Raw genomic sequence first — 19,102 nt, 5'->3', positions numbered from 1 at the left:
GCATTGGACCTATAAAAACAGCCTTTAATGGCTCTTACACAGAACCAATAGCCTGCCTAGGATGGCGTCACAGCACAAGGAAACTTCAGCATGTACAACAGCAAACCGCACCAGGACCACGACCTTGCTCGCCTGCACCAGCACATGCAGCAAACCCGCCTGGCCATGCTCGTCAGCCACGGCGAACGGGGTTTGCTGGCCACGCACTTGCCAGTGCTGCTGACCACCAGCGAAGGCGAGTTCGGCACCGTGCATGCCCACCTGGCCCGCGCCAACCCGCAGTGGCAGGACCTGGCAAGCGGCGCCGAGGCGCTGCTGGTGTTCCCGGGTGACGATGCCTATGTCAGCCCCACGTACTACCCCAGCAAGGCCAGCAACCCGAAAACCGTGCCCACCTGGAACTACACCGCCGTGCACGCCTACGGCGTGGCCGAGGTGATCCATGAAGCTGCGCCGCTGCTGGATATCGTCACGCGCCTGACCGACCGCCACGAACAAGGCCGTGACACCCCGTGGCGCGTAACCGACGCGCCGGCCGACTACCTCGACGGCATGCTGCGCGCCATCGTCGGTATCCGCCTGCCAATCGCCCGCCTGCAAGGTGCGCGCAAGCTCAGCCAGAACCGCTCAGCCGAAGATTTTGCCGGCGTGCGCGAAGGCCTCGGCGCCAGCCGCGACCCGCTCGACAGACAACTCGCCGCGCATATGCGCACTCTCTAAAGGAAGAGCCCCATGCCCCAAGTAACCCTGCGCCCAGTCACTGCCGAAGACCACGCTGCCTGGCAGCCGTTGTGGCAGGCCTACCTGCGCTTCTATGAGACCGAACTCTGCGAAGAGGTCAGCGCCAACACCTGGCAGCGCCTGCTCGATGCCAGCGAGCCAACCCATTCGACGCTCGCCTGGGTCGACGGCAAGGCGGTAGGGATGGTCAACTTCATCTACCATCGAAGCAACTGGAGCATTGAGAACGCCTGCTACCTGCAAGACCTGTACGTCGACGCCGGCCAGCGCGGCCTGGGTGTAGGCCGCAAGCTGATCGAGCATGTGTGCGCCACCGCCAAGGCCGACGGCTGCAGCAAGGTGCACTGGCTGACCCACCAGACCAACGCCACCGCTATCAGCCTGTACCAGCAGGTCGCCGAGCGGTCCGGCTTCATTCAATTTCGCAAAGCCCTGTAGGCCGCCCATGACCGACGCACTGCACTTCAAGCCCGCAGCCATCCCCCAGGCAGACACGCTTGATGGCCGTTTCATTCGCCTGGAAAAGCTCGACCCGGCGCGCCACGGCGACGACCTGTGGCAAGCGCTGCAAGGGCCGGCCTCGGACCCGTTGCTGTGGGACTACCTGCCCTATGGCCCGTTCAGCGAGCGCGCCGCCTTCGACCGTTGGTTGCAGGGCAATGCCGCTGGCCGCGACCCGCTGTTCTACAGCGTCATCGACCGCGCCAGCGGCCAGGCCCAAGGCCTGCTCGGCTACATGTCGATCGTGCCTGACCACGGCCGCTTCGAACTCGGCCACATCGCCTTCGGCGCCGCCATGCAGCGCACACCCAAGGGCACAGAGGCGGTGTACTTGCTGAGCAAGCTGGGTTTCGAGCTGGGCAACCGCCGGCTGGAGTGGAAGTGCAACAACGCCAATGCGCGCTCGAAGCGTGCAGCTGAGCGCTTCGGGTTTGTCTTCGAAGGGGTGTTTCGCAACCACATGGTGGTCAAGGGCCGCAACCGCGACACCGCGTGGTACTCGATTACCGATGAACAATGGCCGGCGCTGGCGCGCGGGTTCGAGCGCTGGTTGAGCGATCAAAACCAGCCGCCAGAGGGCCAGTTGCAGACACTCGAAGCCTGCCGCCAGGCTTGACAGCTCGCGGGCGATTCTACTGTTTTATGCAAGCCTGTTCTCGCCACAACTCTCCATCATTTCCCACAGGATTGGGTCCAGCCAGCAATGTCGCGGTTACCAACCACACATCTATCTGACCTGCCGATTACGCCGCACCACCCCCATTTGCAGCCCAAACGGCTTAAACACGGCGTTCAACGACTTGAGCGTCGGATTGCCTTCGCCCTGCTCGATCTGGATCAGCGTGCGCACCGACACTTTGCACATCTGCGCGAACTGGGTCTGCTGCATCTGCGCCACCTCGGTGCGCAAACGCCGGACCGCAGCGCCTAGTTCAAGGCTGCCGTCCGCAATGCCTTCACGGACACTATCGATAAGCAGCCCACGGGCTTGAATGGACATCGTCATAGCAACCCCCACTGAGCCATACAGCGGTCAAGCCGCCTCAACGCAATGGCCGGGTGGTCCATCACCGCATCTGAGAGCCCCAAGCCGGCAAGTACATCGGGCAATGCCAAAAGCTGCCGGGCATCTTCGCGCAGCCGCTGGAAGGCTTGCTCCGGGTCGATGAGTGGCGCAAGCGCGGCGCATGCGCCTGGCCAATTGATCTCGCCCGCCCGCTCAATCGGCGCGGGCCATTTTGTCGTGCGGGTAATCCCTTCCTGGTCCATTACCATTGGCGCGAGGTCATAGATCGGTGCTAGCCGAACCGCATCACGAGTCCGAATAATGGCGGTATTGCGCCCATGGTTATCCGCGTTGCCGAGGATCTTGTTGATAAGGTCTCGACGCAAATAGTCAGCGATCAACTCGGGCACCTGATCCGCCTGCCCAGCTTCGCGCTACACGTTGACCAGCTTTTCGAGCACCGCCACGTGCGAAGGGTTATCTGCAACATAGTGCAGATATGGACACGAAAAAAAGGGGAGCATGCGCCCCCCTGAGGTAAACCGTTTTCAGCCAAGGGCTTTGGAATCAGCCCTCGATCTCGATCAAGATCTCGCCCGGTGTCACGCGGTCGCCCTTGGCGACGTGGATGGCAACCACTTTGCCGGCGATGGCCGCCTGGACTTCGGTTTCCATCTTCATCGCCTCGGTGATCAGCACCGCTTGCCCGGCCTTGACCACATCACCTTCCTTGACCAGCACATCGACGATATTGCCCGGCATGGTGGTGCTGACGTGGCCCGGCTCGCTGGCCTGCTTGCGCTTGCTGCTGCCGCCGCCGACGAAGTCGTTGAGCGGCTCGAACACCACTTCTTCCGGCATGCCGTCGATGGACAGGTAGAAGTGGCGCTTGCCCTCCGCCTTGACCCCGACACCGGTAATGTCCACGCGGTAAGTCTCGCCGTGCACGTCGATGACGAACTCAGTCGGCACACCCTCACCGCCCACCGAGGCCACCGCGCCGGCTTCCGGGATCGGCAGCAAGGCTTCAGGCGTCAGGCTGCCGGCCTCGCGCTCTTCGAGGAACTTGCGCCCGATGTCCGGGAACATGGCATAAGTCAGCACGTCCTCTTCACTGTGGGCCAACGCACCGATTTCGCTGCGCAGCTTGCTCATCTCAGGTTTCAGCAGGTCAGCCGGGCGTACGTCGATCACCTCTTCGCTGCCGATGGCCTGGCGCCGCAGTTGTTCGTTGACCACCCCCGGCGCCTTGCCGTAGCCACCTTGCAGGTACAGCTTCACCTCGTTGGTGATGGTCTTGTAGCGCTCGCCGGCCAGCACGTTGAAGAACGCCTGGGTGCCCACGATCTGCGAGGTTGGGGTCACCAGCGGCGGGAAACCCAGGTCTTCACGCACCCGTGGGATCTCGGCCAGCACTTCGCCCATGCGGTTGAGGGCGCCCTGCTCCTTGAGCTGGTTGGCCAGGTTGGAAATCATCCCGCCTGGCACCTGGTTGACCTGCACGCGGGTATCCACGGCGGTGAACTCGCTTTCGAACTGGTGGTACTTCTTGCGCACGGCATAGAAGTACAGGCCGATTTCCTGCAGCAGTTCCAGGTCCAGGCCGGTGTCGAACTCGCTGCCCTTGAGCGCTGCGACCATCGACTCGGTGCCGGGGTGGCTGGTGCCCCAGGCGAAGCTGGAGATGGCGGTGTCGATATGATCGGCGCCATTCTCGACCGCCTTGAGCTGGCACATGGCAGCCAGGCCTGCGGTGTCGTGGGAATGGATGAACACCGGCAGCGACTGCTCGGCCTTCAGCGCCTTGACCAGCTCGCCGGTGGCGAACGGGGTCAGCAGGCCGGCCATGTCTTTGATCGCCACCGAGTCGCAACCCATGGCTTCCATCTGCTTGGCCTGCTTCACGAAGGCGTCGATGGTGTGCACGGGGCTGGTGGTGTAGGCGATGGTGCCCTGGGCGTGCTTGCCAGCCGCCTTGACCGCCTCGATGGCCACGCGCAGGTTACGCACATCGTTCATGGCGTCGAAGATGCGGAACACATCGATGCCGTTGACCGCGGCCTTGGCGACGAAGGCTTTGACCACATCGTCGCTGTAGTGGCGGTAGCCCAGCAGGTTCTGCCCGCGCAGGAGCATTTGCAGGCGGGTGTTGGGCAGCGCGGCACGCAGCTTGCGCAGGCGCTCCCACGGGTCTTCCTTGAGGAAACGCACACAGGCGTCGAAGGTGGCGCCACCCCAGACTTCCAGCGACCAGTAGCCGACCTTGTCGAGCTTGTCGCAGATCGGCAGCATGTCTTCGGTGCGCATGCGGGTGGCCAGCAGAGACTGGTGGGCGTCGCGCAGGATTGTGTCGGTAACAAAGATTTTCTTGGACATTGTTTTCTCCTTGTAGCGGCAAGCTTCTAGCTACAAGCCACACGTAAAAGCTGGTCTGCTTCTACTCGCAGCTTGCCGCTCGCAGCTTGCAGCTGCATTCAAAGGCCTGCGTGGGCGGCGATGGCGGCGGCGATGGCCAGGGCCAGCTCTTCGGGTTTGCGCTTGATCGAGTAGTTGGTCAGTTCTGGGTGGCTTTCGACAAAGCTGGTATTGAACTGGCCACTACGGAATTCCGGGTTGCGCAGGATTTCCTGGTAATACGCGGCGGTGGTCTTGACCCCCTGCACACGCATGTCGTCCAGGGCCCGCAGGCCTCGGTCCATGGCTTCTTCCCAGGTCAATGCCCAGACCACCAGCTTCAGGCACATCGAGTCGTAGAACGGCGGGATGGTGTAGCCGGTATAGATCGCCGTGTCGGTGCGCACGCCCGGGCCGCCAGGGGCGTAGTAGCGGGTGATCTTGCCGAAACTTGGCAGGAAGTTGTTCTTCGGGTCTTCGGCGTTGATGCGGAACTGCAAGGCGAAGCCGCGGTGCTGGATGTCTTCCTGCTTGATCGACAGCGGCAGGCCCGAGGCAATGCGGATCTGCTCGCGGACGATATCGATGCCGGTGATTTCCTCGGTGATGGTGTGCTCCACCTGCACCCGGGTGTTCATCTCCATGAAGTACACCTCGCCATCGGCGAGCAGAAACTCCACGGTGCCGGCGTTCTCGTAGTCCACCGCCTTGGCGGCGCGCACGGCCAGGTCGCCGATGTAGGCGCGCTGCTCCGGGGTGAGCTGCGGGCTTGGGGCAATTTCGATGAGCTTCTGGTTGCGGCGCTGGATCGAGCAGTCACGCTCGAACAGGTGCACCACGTTGCCGAAGCTGTCACCGAGAATCTGCGCCTCGATGTGCTTGGGGTTGACGATGCACTTTTCCAGGAACACTTCGGCGGAGCCAAAGGCCTTGGTGGCCTCGGAAATCACCCGAGGGAAGTTCTGTTCCAGTTCTTCACGGCTGTTGCAGCGGCGGATACCGCGCCCGCCGCCACCGGAGGTGGCCTTGAGCATGACCGGGTAGCCGATGCGCTCGCCTTCCTGCAACGCTTCATGGATGTCGGCGACGTTGCCTTCGGTGCCCGGCGTAACCGGCACACCGGCGGCAATCATGGTGCGGCGCGCTTCGGTCTTGTCGCCCATGCGGCGAATGACGTCGGCGGCCGGGCCGATGAACTTGATCCCGCGTTCGGCGCAGATGTCCGCAAGCTCGGCGTTTTCCGACAGGAAACCGTAGCCCGGGTGCAGGGCATCACAGCCAGTTTCGACAGCAAGGTTGACCAGCTTGCGCGGGTTCAGGTAACCGGCCAGCGGCTCGGCGCCAATGCTGTAGGCCTCGTCGGCGCGCTTGACGTGCAAGGCGTGACGGTCGGCGTCGGAATAGATCGCCACAGAGCGGATGCCCATCTCGGCGCAAGCCCGCACGATGCGGACGGCAATTTCACCCCGGTTGGCGATCAGGATTTTTTTTATCACTTGGATTCTTCCCAAAGCCCGTAGGAACAGACGACCCGGTTTTACCGGTCGGCGCGTGACCAGACGTTGCTGGCCAGTCGCACATTCACCCTAGCGCTGTGGGTTGATAAACAAAAATCAATATTTGTTGGGGGTAGTATTAGCAAAAGCTTATAGTCAGGTAACAAGGTTTTGCCAATGCCGGGGAAATTATGCGTAAGTCCTTGATGCGAATGACTTTACGTCAGCTGCAAGTGTTCAACGAAGTGTGTGACTTGCGCTCCTACAGCCGGGCAGCCGAAGAAATGTCGCTGACGCAACCCGCCGTAAGTCTACAGATCAGGCAGCTCGAAGAGCTGGTTGGCCAGCCGCTGTTCGACTACGTCGGCAAGAAGCTGTACCTCACCGAAGCCGCCGAGGCCTTGCAGCGCGCCAGCCGTGACATTTTCGGGCGCCTGGAGAACCTCGACATGCAACTCTCGGACATGCAGGGCTCGTTGCAGGGGCAGTTGAAACTGGCCATCGAGTCCAGTGCCAAGTACTTCGTGCCGCACCTGTTTGCCGCCTTCAAGCAGCGCCATCCCGAGGTCAACCTGACCCTGACCGTGGTCAACCGCGCCCAGGCGATACGCCGGCTGTCCGACAACCGCGACGACCTGACGGTAATGTCGATGGTGCCGCAGGACATGGGCCTTGAGTTTCTGCCTTTTCTGAACAACCCGATCATTGCCGTGGCGCCGCCGGATCACCCGCTGTGCCAGTTGGAACGCCTGCGCCTGCAAGACCTGGAGCCGCATACGCTGCTGGTGCGCGAGCAGGGTTCGGGCACGCGCAAGGCGTGCGAAGAGTTCTTCAAGGACAAGCGCGTGCACTTCACCCAGACCCTGGAAGTGTCGTCCAATGAAGCCCAGCGCGAGTGCGTGGTGGCCGGGCTGGGCCTCGCCTTGCTGACCCGCCATGCAGTCAACATGGAGCTGACCACAGGCGTGCTCAAGGAGCTGCCGGTGGAGGAGCTGCCGCTGTACCGCAGCTGGTGCCTGGTGCAGTCGAAAAGCAAACGCCAGTCACCGGTGGCGCTGGCGTTTCAGGCGTTCATCCGCAGCGAACGGGCGCAGATCAGTGGGCTTGTTGAGCGTTTCTCGGGGAAATTGCCGCTGACGCCTGCCACACGTTGAGCGCTTGCAGGTCGGGGTAGTCGGCGATCTCGCGCAGCAATTGGCGTTGGTCGCTGTAGGTCTCGATGGCGCGGCGGAATTCCATGCGGCGATGGTCCTTTTCCTGCTGCTTGCGACTTTTGGCGGTGGGTTGATACGAACCGTCGATATCACGTGCCATTGCCTGTCTCCCAGAAAGGATGTGGGGAGCTCCAGACTGGCGTCAGGGGTTTACCGTTTGGTGTTCAAAGGATGACAGAACCGTGAAGTTTGCAGCGGACTGTGGGCTTGCGCTGTATCGACGCCGTTGCGCGGTCAACGTAGGAACGGCCTTGTGTCGCGAAAGGGGTGCGACGCGCCCCCAGGATTTGTGCTTCAAGCTGAAATAGCCGGGGCCGCTTTGCGACCCTTTCGCGACACAAGGCCGCTCCTACACAAGGCCGCGCTGCTGGTAGACCAGGGCAACCTGAGGACCTCCCAAATCAGTCGTCCGTCGCCTTGATCGACTTGGGCGACAGGCGCAGGCTGCGCAAGCTGCGCTTGACGCTCTTGAGGTGGTTGACCAGGCTCGGGCCGCGCGCCATGGCGACGCCCATGGCCAGCACGTCGATGACCACCAGGTGCGCAATGCGCGAGGTCAGCGGGGTGTAGATTTCGGTGTCTTCATGCACGTCGATGGCCAGGTTGACCGTCGACAGTTCAGCCAGCGGTGTCTGGCTGGGGCACAAGGTGATCAGCGTGGCGCCGCTCTCACGCACCAGGTTGGCCGTGATCAGCAGGTCCTTGGACCGCCCCGACTGCGAAATGCACACCGCCACATCACCGGTTTTCAAGGTGACTGCCGACATCGCCTGCATGTGCGGGTCGGAATACGCCGCCGCGCTGAGCAGCAGACGGAAGAACTTGTGCTGGGCATCGGCCGCCACCGCACCGGATGCACCAAAGCCGTAGAACTCCACGCGCTGCGCCTGGGACATGGCCGTCACCGCCGCTTGCAGGGCCTGCGGGTCGAGGTGCTCGCGCACCTCCATCAGGGTATGCAGCGTGGTGTCGAAAATCTTCAGGCTGTAGTCGGCAACCGAGTCATCCTCATGGATGGCGAATTGGCCAAAACTGGCACCGGCCGCCAGGCTTTGCGCCAGCTTCAACTTCAGGTCCTGGAAGCCCGAACACCCGATCGCCCGGCAGAAACGCACGATGGTCGGTTCGCTGATGCCCACGTTATGCGCAAGGTCCGCCATCGAACTGTGCATGACCGCAGCCGGGTCCAGCAGCACATGGTCGGCCACTTTGAGTTCCGATTTGCGCAGCAGGTGGCGCGATTGGGCGATATGTTGCAACAGATTCACGGGCGGGACTCGGTTATGATCGACTGGCCGGGATGTAGCTTTCTTGTAGTTATACTACATGCTTGCCAACCCGCCCAGTTAAACGAACGTGGAGAGTGGCGGTTTGACTATTCCTTGCGACATTCTGGTATTCGGCGGCACCGGCGACCTGGCCCTGCACAAGCTGCTGCCAGCGCTCTACCACCTGTACCGCGAGGCCCGCCTGCACAAGGCCGTGCGCATCATCGCGCTGGCCCGCCGGCCATTGCCGCGTAACGACTACATCAAGCTTGCCGAGCGCCACTGCCGCGCCCAGATCGCCCGCCAGGACTTCGACGAAGACGTCTGGCAGCGCTTCAGCGCACGCCTGGACTACTTCCCCATGGACGCCGGGCAAAGCGCCGACTTCGGCCGCCTGGCACGCTACCTGGGCGAGCCTTTCGGGCTGACGCGTATCTACTACCTGGCTACCGCGCCCAAGCTGTTCGTGCCGATTGCCAACCACCTGCGCATTGCCGGGCTGGCCGACAGCGAAGCACGCATCGTGCTGGAAAAGCCCATCGGCCACTCGCTGGAGTCGGCCACCGCCATCAACGAGGCGATTGGCGAGGTGTTCGCCGAGCGCCAGGTGTTTCGCATCGACCACTACCTGGGCAAGGAAACCGTGCAGAACCTCATGGCCCTGCGCTTTGCCAACGCCCTGCTGGAGCCGGTGTGGCGCAACAGCCAGGTCGACCATGTGCAGATCAGCGTGTGCGAAACCCTCGGCGTAGAGAACCGCGGCGCCTACTACGACCGCGCCGGCGCCACCCGCGACATGCTGCAAAACCATCTGTTGCAGCTGCTGTGCCTGGTGGCCATGGAGCCGCCGGCGGAGTTCGAAGCCGAGGCGGTGCGCGATGAAAAAGTGAAGATTCTGCGTGCGCTCAAGCCCATCACCGGCCAGAACGTGCAGGACACCACCGTGCGCGGCCAGTACCACGCCGGCAAGATCGGCGGCCAGGAAGTGCCCGCCTACTATTTCGAGAAAGACGTCGACAACGACTCCGATACAGAGACCTTCGTCGCCGTACAAGCGCACATCGACAACTGGCGCTGGGCCGGCGTGCCGTTCTACCTGCGTACCGGCAAGCGCATGGCGCGGCGCTCGTCGCAAATCGTCATCCAGTTCAAGCCGGTGCCCCACGAGCTGTTCAGTGGCGGGCAGGTCAACCAGTTGCTCATCCAGTTGCAGCCGGACGAACACATCAGCCTGCGCATGATGACCAAGAGCCCCGGTAAAGGCATGCGCCTGGCGCCGGTCGAGCTAGACCTGAACCTTGCCCAGGCGTTTGCCCAGACCCGCCGCTGGGAGGCCTACGAGCGCTTGCTGCTGGATGTGCTTGAAGGCGATTCGACGCTGTTCATGCGCCGCGATGAAGTGGAGGCGGCGTGGGCCTGGATCGACCCTATCCTGCAGGGCTGGGAGGAGCATTTCCAGGCCCCGCGCCCCTACAGCGCCGGCAGCAACGGCCCGGAGCAAGCCAACAGCCTGTTGGCCCGCAACGGCCACGCCTGGCACAGTTAGTTCAGCCAATACTCGGCCGGCCGCTCCAGCAATGCCCTGAAGGTTGCCGGGTCGACGGGCCGGCTGATCAAGTAGCCCTGCACCTCGTCACAGCCGTGCTCGCGCAGGAACTGCAACTGCTCAGCGGTTTCGACGCCTTCTGCCACCACTTGCAGTTGCAGGCTCTTGGCCATGGCGATGATCGCCCGGGTAATGGCTGCATCCTGGCTGCCTTCGAGCAAGCCGCGAATGAACGCCTGGTCGATCTTCACGTAGTCCACCGGGAAGCGCTTGAGGTAACTCAGCGACGAATAGCCCGTGCCGAAGTCATCAATCGCCAGTTTCACCCCCAACTGGTGCAGTTGCTCGAAGGTGGCGATGATGTGGTCGACGCTGTCCAGCAGTTGGCTTTCGGTGAGTTCAAGCTCCAGCAGATGCGGCGCCAAGCCTGATTCCTCAAGCACCTGGCGCACCAGGCTGACCAGCTTGCCCTGGCGCAACTGATACACCGACAAGTTGACCGAAACGCGGATTTCGAGCCCTTCACGGCGCCACTCACAGGCCTGCCAGCAGGCCTGGCGCAGCACCAGTTCGCCCATCGGCGCGATCAGCCCGGTTTCTTCTGCAAGCCCGATGAATTCGCTCGGCGGCACCATGCCCAATTGCGGGTGCTGCCAGCGCACCAAGGCTTCTGCGGCATGCAGGCGGCCGCTGCGCAGGCACAACTTGGGTTGGTAATACACTAGCAACTGGCGCTCGTCGATGGCCTTGCGCAACTGGGTTTCCAGTTGCAAGCGCTCAAGGGTGCTGGCGCGCAGGCTTTCGGTGTAGAACTGGAAGTTGTCGCCACCCAGGTGCTTGGCATGTTGCTTGGCCATATCGGCCTGGCTGACCAGCGCGTTGAGGTCGAAATTGCCATCAGCGAGCAGGCTGATGCCCACCGAGGCACTGATAACCACCTCGTGCCCGCCCAGCCGCTGCGGCACGCGCAGCTTGTCGAGCAGGCGCGTGGTGACGCGCACCAGGCTGGACAGGTTGGTATAGCCATCGAACAGAATGGCGAACTCATCGCCCGACAGGCGCGCCACCGTATCGGCCTCGGGCACCGCGTTGGCGATGCGCTGGGCCATCTTTTTCAGCAGTTGGTCGGCCACTTCATGGCCAAGGCTCTCGTTGAGCAACTTGAAGCGGTCCAGGTCGACATGCAGCAAGGCCAGGCTGCGGCCATTGAAACGCATACGCTGCGCGCCTTCGTGCAGGCGCAGGCGGAACAGCGCCCGGTTGGCCAGGCCCGTGAGGTCGTCATAGTGGGCCAGGTAGCGCAGGCGCTCTTCGGACTCACGGCGCGCCGACAGGTCGGTGTAGAAGCCGACGATGCTGGCGACGCCGCCGCGCGCATCGCGCACGCTGTTGAGCTGCAGCCACTGCGGGTAGAGCTCGCCGTTCTTGCGCGCCTCGACCAGCTCGCCCTGCCAGCGCCCTTGCTGCTCCAGTGCCTGGTCGATGGCCTGGCTGTGGCGCCGCGCATCGCGGCTGCACGAAAGCTCCAGGGCGTTGCGGCCAATCAGCTCGGCGCGCCCGTAGCCGGTGACGTCGCAGAACGTCTGGTTGACTGCCAGCAACTGGAAGTCGGCATCCAGAATGGCAATGCCTTCGCTGGCCGCCTCGAATACCGTCGCAGCCAGGCGCTGCTGCTCTTCCTGCTGCTTGCGCGCCGACACATCCCGCCGGGTGCCGAGCATGCGCAGCACCCTGCCGTTGGCATCGCGCTCGACCGCTCGCCCCCGGTCCTCGATCCAGCACCAGTGGCCCTGCACATGCCGCACGCGGTATTCAACCTGGTAGTCCTCGGTACGGCCCTTGAGGTGTTCGACCACCGTGCGCCGCAGCATGGGCAGGTCATCGGGGTGCAAGCGCGGCTTGAGGTCGGCGCGCACCGAGCGCACCTGCTCGGCATCCAGGCCGAACAGGGCATGCAGTTGCGTGTGATGCACCTCGTCGGTTTCCAGGTTCCAGTCCCACAAGCCCAGTTCGCTGGCCTCCAGCGCCTGGGCCAGGCGCTGCTCGCTCTTGCTCAGGGCCTGGTTGGCGAGGTCCAGTTCGTGGCTGCGCTGCGCCACCCGCTGTTCCAGGCCCGCGTGCGCCTGGCGCAGTTCGTCCTCGGCCTGGCGGCGCTGGCGCACCTGGGCGGTGAGCTGGTGATTGAGGTGTTCGCCCTGGCGCTGGGCGCTTTGCAGATGCTCGATCAGCGACTGGTTCTGGAAGCGCCGCAGCAGGCCATGCTCGATCAGCCGATTGACCTGCCAGGCCACTACCATCAGCGCGCCCAGCAGAATCAGCCCGAGCCAGCCCCAGCCGCTCTGCTGGCCGGCGTCGTAAACGAACAGAAAGACGATCGGCGGCACCAGGCAGGGCAAGGCGAAGCTCAGAAACGCCGGCAGGCTCACCGCATAGGCAACACTGGCCGAAAGCGCCGCCGCGCCAAGCAAGCCGAACACCCAAGCCTGCTGCACGAAGTTATCCACAGGTGCCAGGGCAATCGCCGCGCTGGCCAGCGTCAGCCCGCTGAACGCCGAGCCGCCAAGAAACATGCGCCTCCAACTGGGGCTGGCCTGGCGCGCCGCAGGCGCTGCCTCGAAGGCCGCCACCTGAACCACCCGCAGCACCACCAGCGCCACCAGCCAGACCAGCCACACGGAAACCTGCACATAACGCGCAGGCGCCCACAACAGCCAGGCGCAAAGCAGGCCGGTAAGCAGCATCAGCAAAGTGGGCAACAGCGAGCCTTGATAGAGCAGACGGGTGCGCTCGATCGAAAGCTCGGTGGCGTATTGCCTGCGAACGTTCGGTGACATCGGCGGCGATGTTCCGATCGCCATGCAATCCTGGGTCATAGGGCTCATTTCTGGTGGTGTTCTTGTTATGGCTGGCCGCACGAGCACGGAGAATACACAAGCGTCACGCCAGACCAAACTGCTCTGCGTCACGATTTCGAAAATGTATCGGCCGCCCCGACCAACCGCTCAACGGCGCCGCAGCCCAGCCCTTGGCGATGAACGGTAAAACGCCACCCGGGCGATTTGCGCAGGCCGCGTTTGCCCTGCCCCCTGTGCGGCCCTAGAATGGCCGGATGCCTACTGACGACCTCTCCCTCCTGCTGAACTCCCTCAACGACGCTCAACGCCAGGCCGTAGCGGCCCCGCTTGGGCGGCAACTGGTACTGGCCGGTGCCGGCTCGGGCAAGACCCGCGTGCTGGTGCACCGTATCGCCTGGCTGATCCAGGTCGAACAGGCCTCGCCGCATTCGATCCTGTCGGTGACCTTCACCAACAAGGCCGCGGCAGAAATGCGCCAGCGTATCGAACAACTGCTGGGCATCAACCCGGCCGGCATGTGGGTGGGCACCTTCCACGGCCTGGCCCATCGCCTGCTGCGCGCGCACTGGCAGGAGGCGGGGCTGGTGCAGAACTTCCAGATTCTCGACAGCGACGACCAGCAGCGCCTGGTCAAGCGGGTCATGCGCGAGCTGGGCCTGGACGAGCAGAAATGGCCGGCGCGTCAGGCGCAGTGGTTCATCAATGGGCAAAAGGACGAGGGCCTGCGCCCGCGCCACATCCAGCCAGGCGGCGACCTGTACCTGAGCACCATGCGCGATGTCTATGCCGCCTACGAACAGGCGTGCGAGCGCGCCGGCGTCATCGACTTCTCCGAGCTGCTGCTGCGCGCCCTCGACCTGTGGCGCGACCAGCCGGGCCTGCTGGAACACTACCAGCGCCGCTTCCGGCACATTCTGGTGGACGAGTTCCAGGACACCAACGCCGTGCAGTACGCCTGGCTGCGCCTGCTCGGCGCCGGGGGCCACAGCCTGATGGCGGTCGGCGATGACGACCAGTCGATCTATGGCTGGCGCGGCGCAAAAATCGAGAACATTCACCAGTACACTGCGGATTTCCCTGACGCCGAAATGATCCGCCTGGAGCAGAACTACCGCTCCACCGGCGGCATCCTCAAGGCAGCCAACGCCTTGATCGCCAACAACAGCGGGCGCCTGGGCAAAGAGCTGTGGACCGACATGGGCGAAGGCGAGCCCATCACGCTGTACGCCGCGTATAACGAGCACGATGAAGCGCGCTACGTGGTCGAGACCATCGAGAGCCTGATCAAGCAGGGCAATGCGCGCAACGAGATTGCCATCCTGTACCGCTCCAACGCCCAGTCGCGGGTCCTCGAAGAGGCGCTGCTGCGCGAGCGCGTGCCGTACCGCATCTATGGTGGCCAGCGCTTCTTCGAACGTGCCGAAATCAAGAACGCCATGGCCTACCTGCGCCTGCTCGAAGGCCGCGGCAACGATGCGGCGCTGGAGCGGGTAATCAACGTGCCGCCGCGTGGCATTGGCGAAAAAACCGTCGAAGCCATCCGCGACCACGCCCGCCACAGCCAGCTGTCGATGTGGGAGGCCATGTGCCAACTCATCGCCGCCAAAGGCCTCAAGGGCCGCGCCGCCAGTGCGCTGGGTGCGTTCATCGAACTGATCGAAAACCTTGCCGCCAAACTGGTGGACAGCCCGCTGCACCTGATGACCCAGACCGTCATCGAGCAGTCCGGCTTGATCATCTATCACCAGGAAGAAAAGGGTGAAAAGGGCCAGGCACGGGTAGAAAACCTTGAGGAACTGGTCAGCGCTGCGCGCAACTTCGAAAGCGCCGAAGAAGACGCCGACCTGTCGCCGCTGTCGGCCTTCCTTGGCCACGCCTCGCTGGAAGCTGGCGACAGCCAGGCCGACGAGCACGAAGACAGCGTGCAGTTGATGACCCTGCACAGTGCCAAGGGCCTGGAATTCCCCTATGTGTTCCTGGTGGGCATGGAAGAGGGCCTGTTCCCGCACAAGATGAGCCTCGAAGAGCCTGGTCGCCTTGAAGAAGAGCGCCGCCTGGCCTACGTGGGGATCACCCGGGCAATGCGCCAACTGGTGATGACCTACGCCGAAACTCGGCGCCTGTATGGCAGCGAGACCTACAACAAGGTGTCGCGTTTCGTACGGGAGATTCCGCCAGGGCTGGTGCAGGAAGTGCGGCTTTCCAATAGCGTCAGCCGTCCGTTTGGCGGCGCAAAGGCTGCGCCAAGCAGCATTTTCGCCAATGCCAACATCCCCCAGACGGCCTTCAACCTCGGCCAGCGGGTGCAGCATGCGGTGTTCGGTGAGGGCGTTATCCTCAACTTCGAAGGCTCTGGCGCCCAGGCCCGGGTGCAGGTGAACTTTGCCGAAGGCAGCAAGTGGCTGATGATGGGGTACGCCAAGCTCGAAGCGCTTTGAGCGCAACAGGGTTTTGCTCCGCCCAGGGTAGGAGCGGCCTTGTGCCGCGAATGGGCTGCTCTGCAGCCCCGGCGATTTTGCATGAGGCCGAGATCCTGGGGCCGCTACGCAGCCCTTCGCGACCCAAGGCCGCTCCTACGCCGGCCGAGGCGCTTGTGATGCAGAAATTCCCTACGCCGTTTAGGCAAAAATCCGAAACATGTTGTTGCTGGCCTTGTCTGCACCTTCATGTGCACCATGACGCGCGTGCAATTCACAAAATGGGAAACCCCAACTATGCAACGTTTTCTTAGCATCGCCTTGGCGCTCTGCGTCGGCCTGACGCTGAGCCTCGACGCCAACGCCAAGCGCTTCGGCGGTGGCAAGAGCTCGGGCGCAGCGCCTATGCACCAGACCCGCCAGGCCGCTCCGTCCACGCCTGCCGCCGCGCCAACCGCGCCTGGCCGCGCTCCGGCCGCTGCCAGTGGTGCTTCGCGCTGGCTCGGCCCGCTGGCTGGCATCGCCGCCGGTGGCCTGCTGGCCTCCATGTTCATGGGCGACGGCTTCCAGGGCATGCAGATCTTCGACTTCCTGATCATCGGCCTGATCGCCTTCCTGGTGTTCCGCTTCATCGCCGCGCGCCGTCGCCAGCAGCAGCCGCAACACGCCGCCGCCGGCCACGCCCCGTACCAGCGTGAAGTGCAGCCGCAAGCAGCACCGCAGTCGATCTTCGGCGGCTCCTCTTCGCAAGCCGCGGCGCCGGCTATCAACGCCCCGGCCTGGTTCAACGAAGCCAGCTTCCTGGCCGCTGCCCGTTCGCACTTCCAGTCGCTGCAGCAGCACTGGGATGCCAACGAAATGGACAAGATTGCCGAGTTCGTCACCCCGCAGATGCTCGACTTCCTGAAACGCGAGCGCGCTGACCAAGGTGATGGCTTCCAGTCCACCTACATCGATGACCTCGACGTGCAGCTTGAAGGTGTCGACGACCGCGCCGACAAGACCATCGCTACCCTCACCTTCCGTGGCGTGTCGAAAACCTCGCGCTTCGACCAAGGCGAAGTGTTCAGCGAAAGCTGGCACATGGAACGCGCACAGGGCGAAAACCAGCCTTGGCTGCTGGCTGGTATCCGCCAGAACGCTTGACTGCGGCACGTTGTCCATAGAACCCCGGGCCTGTCCCGGGGTTTTTGCTTTTGCCAGAGTCGGCTACTAGGGTATAACGCGCAGCGTTGTCATCAAGGCTAGAGGATGTGAACCGTGGAAGAAGTGATTGAACAACTCCGTGAAGCGAACGAACCGGTGCCTGTACCGCTGGAGCTGCCCGACGAGGACCAACTGGTCGAGATCGAAGAACAGCTGTTCATCAACATCCCCTTCGTGTTCAAGGAATACCTGCTCACCGTCAGCGATGTGGTCTATGGCAGCCTGGAACCGGTGACCGTGACCGACCCGCAGTCGCACACCTACCTGCCGGATGTGGCGTCCAACGCCTGGGACAGCGGTGTACCGCGCGAGCTGATCCCGATCTGCCAGGACGGCGAGGACTACTACTGCGTCGAAGAAGACGGCACCGTGGTGCTGTGGTCGGGCGAGGAAGAAATCGTCACCGAAGAGACTTGGGAATCGGTGTGGCACTGGGCGCGGGATGTCTGGCTGGAAAGCTGAACACCCCCAAGGCCGTCCGCACAATGCCGTCGCCAGGCTTCAACGGCCTGGCGACGCGTTTGCTCAGTGCGTATGGTCGCGGCTGTTCTCCAGTGTTTCCAGCAGGGCAATCTGCATGCGCGTATGAACGCGGATGAACCAGCGCCACAGCACCGCCACCACCCCCGCCGCTACCACCACGATCACCAGCAGCAGTTCGCTGGTTGGCAGAATGCTGGCCGAAAGCGCCGACAGCAGCAGGAAGATCACCAGCAGCGAGATCAACGGGATCACTTCGGCCACTACACGCCGAACCCGCTGCGTATGCCGCCCCGCCATTTCCGGCTTGACGCCCATCTCTGCCAACAGCATCGACAGCGCCTTGAGCTTGCGATACGCCGCAATCAGGAACGGCAGCGACAGCAGCAAGGCCGCACCCCAGATCATCGCCTTCTGCTGGCCGACATCACCCAACCACTCGCTCAGTTGCAAGCCGATACGCTCGGCAAAATAACCGCCGCTGAAGAAGATCGCGATCACCAGCGCCAGGTTGACGCCCACCTGCAACAAAATGCGCCGGATCATCGCCGCCAGCATGGCGCCCTCACCTTGGGGCTGAATACTGCGCAGCCATTCGCCGTAAAGCGACAAGACACGCGACAGGCGGCTTGGCACCACCTTGCCCAGGCTGATCGACAGCGGGTCGGCGGCGCGTATCAAGTAGGGCGTGAGCAGCGTGGTGATGACCGACACGGCCACCGCCACCGGGTACAGGAAGTCGCTGGTGACCTGCAGGGTCATGCCCAACGCGGCGATGATGAAGGAAAATTCGCCAATCTGTGAAAGGCCCATGCCCACGCGCAGCGAAGTGCGCCCGTCATTACCGGCAATGAACGCGCCCATGCCGCACGAGAGCATCTTGCCCAGCACCACCGCAAAGGTGATGACCACGATCGGCCAGGCATATTCGACCAGAATGCTCGGGTCGAGCATCAGGCCGATGGCGACGAAGAAAATCGCGCTGAACAGGTCGCGAACGGGTTCGATCAGGCGCTCGATTTTCAGCAACTGGCGCGATTCGGCCATGATTGCGCCAATCAGGAAGGCGCCCAGCACCATGCTGTATTCCAGCTTGACCACCAGCAGGCAGAAGCCGAAACATAGCCCCAGCACAGTGATCAGCAGCATCTCGTTACTTTCAAACTTGGCCACATAGGCCAACAGGCGCGGCACCAGCAGGATGCCGATGACCAACGCGACGATCATGAACAGCGACAGCTTGCCGACGGTGGAGAACACTTCGCCCGAGCTGACCGTGCCACTGACCGCGATGCCCGATAGCAGCGCGATGATGCCGATGCCGAGGATGTCCTCGACGATCAGCACGCCGAAAATCAACTGCGCGAAGCGCTCGTTTTTCATCTTCAGGTCGTTGAGCGCCTTGACGATGATGGTGGTCGAGGAAATCGCCAGGATAGCGCCGAGGAACAGCGAGTCCATGGTATTCCAGCCGAACCAGCGGCCGATCTCGAAGCCGATCCAGATCATCAGCACGATTTCGAGGAAGGCGGCGATGAAGGCCGTGGCCCCCACCTTGAACAGCTTGCGCAGGCTGAATTCCAGGCCCAGGCAGAACATCAGGAAGATCACCCCCAGCTCGGCGAGGGTCTTGATAGTGTCTTCATCGTGGATCAGGCCAAAGGGCGGCGTGTGCGGGCCGATAATGAACCCGGCAACGATGTAGCCCAGTACCACGGGCTGCTTGAGACGATGAAAAAGGATGGTCACCACGCCGGCGACCAGCATTATCACGGCCAGATCCTGGATGAAACTTATGGCATGCATGGCGTGAATACTCCTTGTCTCGATGCACGGACCGACCACTCCTCGGCCAGAAACGCTGGCGCATGAAGCAGACACATACTGTAGTGATAAGTGGAAAAGCCCACGTTGCGTGGGCTTTGTCAGGTTAACATCGCGCCTGACCGCACATCGCCTGTGCAATATGCGGAAACAG

General features: G+C 62.9%; 15 protein-coding genes and 1 pseudogene. 8 read left to right on the top strand and 8 right to left on the bottom strand.

Annotated elements, in window-relative coordinates; all coding sequences use genetic code 11:
* The first annotated feature begins 90 nt into the window (after window positions 1-90).
* From HU720_RS07330 to HU720_RS07320, 3 genes are read left to right on the top strand one after another with little or no spacing between them, the layout of a single operon-like run.
* The gene (locus tag HU720_RS07330) at window positions 91-720 is read left to right on the top strand and encodes an FMN-binding negative transcriptional regulator (RefSeq protein WP_186518638.1); all 630 of its coding nucleotides are present in this window, start codon (window positions 91-93) and stop codon (window positions 718-720) included.
* A gap of 12 nt (window positions 721-732) precedes the next feature.
* A complete protein-coding gene (locus tag HU720_RS07325; protein WP_186518636.1) occupies window positions 733-1,179 on the top strand; it encodes a GNAT family N-acetyltransferase in 447 nt (148 codons plus the stop codon).
* 7 nt (window positions 1,180-1,186) lie between these two features.
* On the top strand, window positions 1,187-1,858 hold the full coding sequence (locus HU720_RS07320; RefSeq protein ID WP_186518634.1) for a GNAT family protein: 672 nt from the start codon (window positions 1,187-1,189) through the stop codon (window positions 1,856-1,858).
* A gap of 111 nt (window positions 1,859-1,969) precedes the next feature.
* Here HU720_RS07320 and HU720_RS07315 read toward each other — a convergent pair whose 3' ends face one another.
* The 4 genes and pseudogenes from HU720_RS07315 to HU720_RS07300 all read right to left on the bottom strand — a co-directional run bounded on the left by HU720_RS07315 (window position 1,970) and on the right by HU720_RS07300 (window position 6,138).
* A complete protein-coding gene (locus HU720_RS07315) occupies window positions 1,970-2,248 on the bottom strand; it encodes a helix-turn-helix transcriptional regulator (protein ID WP_186518632.1) in 279 nt (92 codons plus the stop codon).
* A pseudogene (locus HU720_RS07310) lies at window positions 2,245-2,682 on the bottom strand (HipA domain-containing protein); the annotation flags it as partial. The gene HU720_RS07315 and the pseudogene HU720_RS07310, both read right to left, overlap by 4 nt.
* Before the next feature lie 133 nt (window positions 2,683-2,815).
* Window positions 2,816-4,624 carry a sodium-extruding oxaloacetate decarboxylase subunit alpha gene (oadA, locus tag HU720_RS07305; protein WP_186518628.1) on the bottom strand — a complete coding sequence of 603 codons (1,809 nt, stop codon included), beginning with the start codon at window positions 4,622-4,624 and terminating at the stop codon, window positions 2,816-2,818.
* Between the two features lie 98 nt (window positions 4,625-4,722).
* A complete protein-coding gene (locus tag HU720_RS07300; protein ID WP_186518625.1) occupies window positions 4,723-6,138 on the bottom strand; it encodes an acetyl-CoA carboxylase biotin carboxylase subunit in 1,416 nt (471 codons plus the stop codon).
* 191 nt (window positions 6,139-6,329) lie between these two features.
* Here HU720_RS07300 and HU720_RS07295 point away from each other — a divergent pair, with 191 nt between their 5' ends.
* The gene (locus HU720_RS07295; protein ID WP_186518623.1) at window positions 6,330-7,292 is read left to right on the top strand and encodes a LysR family transcriptional regulator; all 963 of its coding nucleotides are present in this window, start codon (window positions 6,330-6,332) and stop codon (window positions 7,290-7,292) included.
* Here the strand turns inward: HU720_RS07295 and HU720_RS07290 are convergent.
* Window positions 7,234-7,452, bottom strand: coding sequence for a hypothetical protein (locus HU720_RS07290; protein ID WP_186518621.1), 219 nt, complete (start codon window positions 7,450-7,452; stop codon window positions 7,234-7,236). The two genes, HU720_RS07295 and HU720_RS07290, sit on opposite strands and share 59 nt — an antisense overlap.
* Window positions 7,453-7,753: 301 nt before the next feature.
* The gene (gene hexR, locus HU720_RS07285; RefSeq protein WP_186518619.1) at window positions 7,754-8,620 is read right to left on the bottom strand and encodes a transcriptional regulator HexR; all 867 of its coding nucleotides are present in this window, start codon (window positions 8,618-8,620) and stop codon (window positions 7,754-7,756) included.
* Window positions 8,621-8,723: 103 nt separating this feature from the next.
* Between hexR and zwf the strand changes: the two genes are divergently transcribed.
* Window positions 8,724-10,166: a glucose-6-phosphate dehydrogenase gene (gene zwf, locus HU720_RS07280; protein WP_186518617.1), complete on the top strand. Its 1,443-nt coding sequence runs from the start codon at window positions 8,724-8,726 to the stop codon at window positions 10,164-10,166.
* On the opposite strand, the gene HU720_RS07275 is transcribed toward zwf, so the two are convergent.
* Window positions 10,163-13,024 carry a GGDEF domain-containing phosphodiesterase gene (locus HU720_RS07275; protein ID WP_186518615.1) on the bottom strand — a complete coding sequence of 954 codons (2,862 nt, stop codon included), beginning with the start codon at window positions 13,022-13,024 and terminating at the stop codon, window positions 10,163-10,165. The two genes, zwf and HU720_RS07275, sit on opposite strands and share 4 nt — an antisense overlap.
* Window positions 13,025-13,275: 251 nt before the next feature.
* On the opposite strand from HU720_RS07275, the gene uvrD reads away from it, so the two are divergent.
* The 3 genes from uvrD (at window position 13,276) to HU720_RS07260 (ending at window position 17,106) form a co-directional block, all read left to right on the top strand.
* Window positions 13,276-15,459: a DNA helicase II gene (gene uvrD / locus HU720_RS07270; RefSeq protein ID WP_186518613.1), complete on the top strand. Its 2,184-nt coding sequence runs from the start codon at window positions 13,276-13,278 to the stop codon at window positions 15,457-15,459.
* 276 nt (window positions 15,460-15,735) lie between these two features.
* The gene (locus HU720_RS07265) at window positions 15,736-16,584 is read left to right on the top strand and encodes a Tim44 domain-containing protein (RefSeq protein WP_186518611.1); all 849 of its coding nucleotides are present in this window, start codon (window positions 15,736-15,738) and stop codon (window positions 16,582-16,584) included.
* Window positions 16,585-16,698: 114 nt separating this feature from the next.
* The gene (locus tag HU720_RS07260) at window positions 16,699-17,106 is read left to right on the top strand and encodes an SMI1/KNR4 family protein (protein WP_186518609.1); all 408 of its coding nucleotides are present in this window, start codon (window positions 16,699-16,701) and stop codon (window positions 17,104-17,106) included.
* Window positions 17,107-17,169: 63 nt separating this feature from the next.
* Here HU720_RS07260 and HU720_RS07255 read toward each other — a convergent pair whose 3' ends face one another.
* Window positions 17,170-18,930, bottom strand: a complete 1,761-nt coding sequence (locus HU720_RS07255; RefSeq protein ID WP_186518607.1) for a cation:proton antiporter — start codon at window positions 18,928-18,930, stop codon at window positions 17,170-17,172.
* Window positions 18,931-19,102 lie beyond the last annotated feature (172 nt).

It is taken from the genome of Pseudomonas sp. SWRI51, assembly GCF_014268825.1.
GTDB lineage: Bacteria > Pseudomonadota > Gammaproteobacteria > Pseudomonadales > Pseudomonadaceae > Aquipseudomonas > Aquipseudomonas farsensis.
This window is presented reverse-complemented; position numbering and strand designations above follow the sequence as displayed.

Bases quoted from the DNA above. Each gene is read 5' to 3' on its own strand.
- HU720_RS07330 (WP_186518638.1), top strand. From the start codon at position 91: ATGTACAACAGCAAACCGCACCAGGACCACGACCTTGCTCGCCTGCAC.
- HU720_RS07325 (WP_186518636.1), top strand. From the start codon at position 733: ATGCCCCAAGTAACCCTGCGCCCAGTCACTGCCGAAGACCACGCTGCC.
- HU720_RS07320 (WP_186518634.1), top strand. From the start codon at position 1,187: ATGACCGACGCACTGCACTTCAAGCCCGCAGCCATCCCCCAGGCAGAC.
- HU720_RS07315 (WP_186518632.1), bottom strand. From the start codon at position 2,248: ATGACGATGTCCATTCAAGCCCGTGGGCTGCTTATCGATAGTGTCCGT.
- oadA (WP_186518628.1), bottom strand. From the start codon at position 4,624: ATGTCCAAGAAAATCTTTGTTACCGACACAATCCTGCGCGACGCCCAC.
- HU720_RS07295 (WP_186518623.1), top strand. From the start codon at position 6,330: ATGCGTAAGTCCTTGATGCGAATGACTTTACGTCAGCTGCAAGTGTTC.
- HU720_RS07290 (WP_186518621.1), bottom strand. From the start codon at position 7,452: ATGGCACGTGATATCGACGGTTCGTATCAACCCACCGCCAAAAGTCGC.
- HU720_RS07275 (WP_186518615.1), bottom strand. From the start codon at position 13,024: ATGGCGATCGGAACATCGCCGCCGATGTCACCGAACGTTCGCAGGCAA.
- uvrD (WP_186518613.1), top strand. From the start codon at position 13,276: ATGCCTACTGACGACCTCTCCCTCCTGCTGAACTCCCTCAACGACGCT.
- HU720_RS07265 (WP_186518611.1), top strand. From the start codon at position 15,736: ATGCAACGTTTTCTTAGCATCGCCTTGGCGCTCTGCGTCGGCCTGACG.
- HU720_RS07255 (WP_186518607.1), bottom strand. From the start codon at position 18,930: ATGCATGCCATAAGTTTCATCCAGGATCTGGCCGTGATAATGCTGGTC.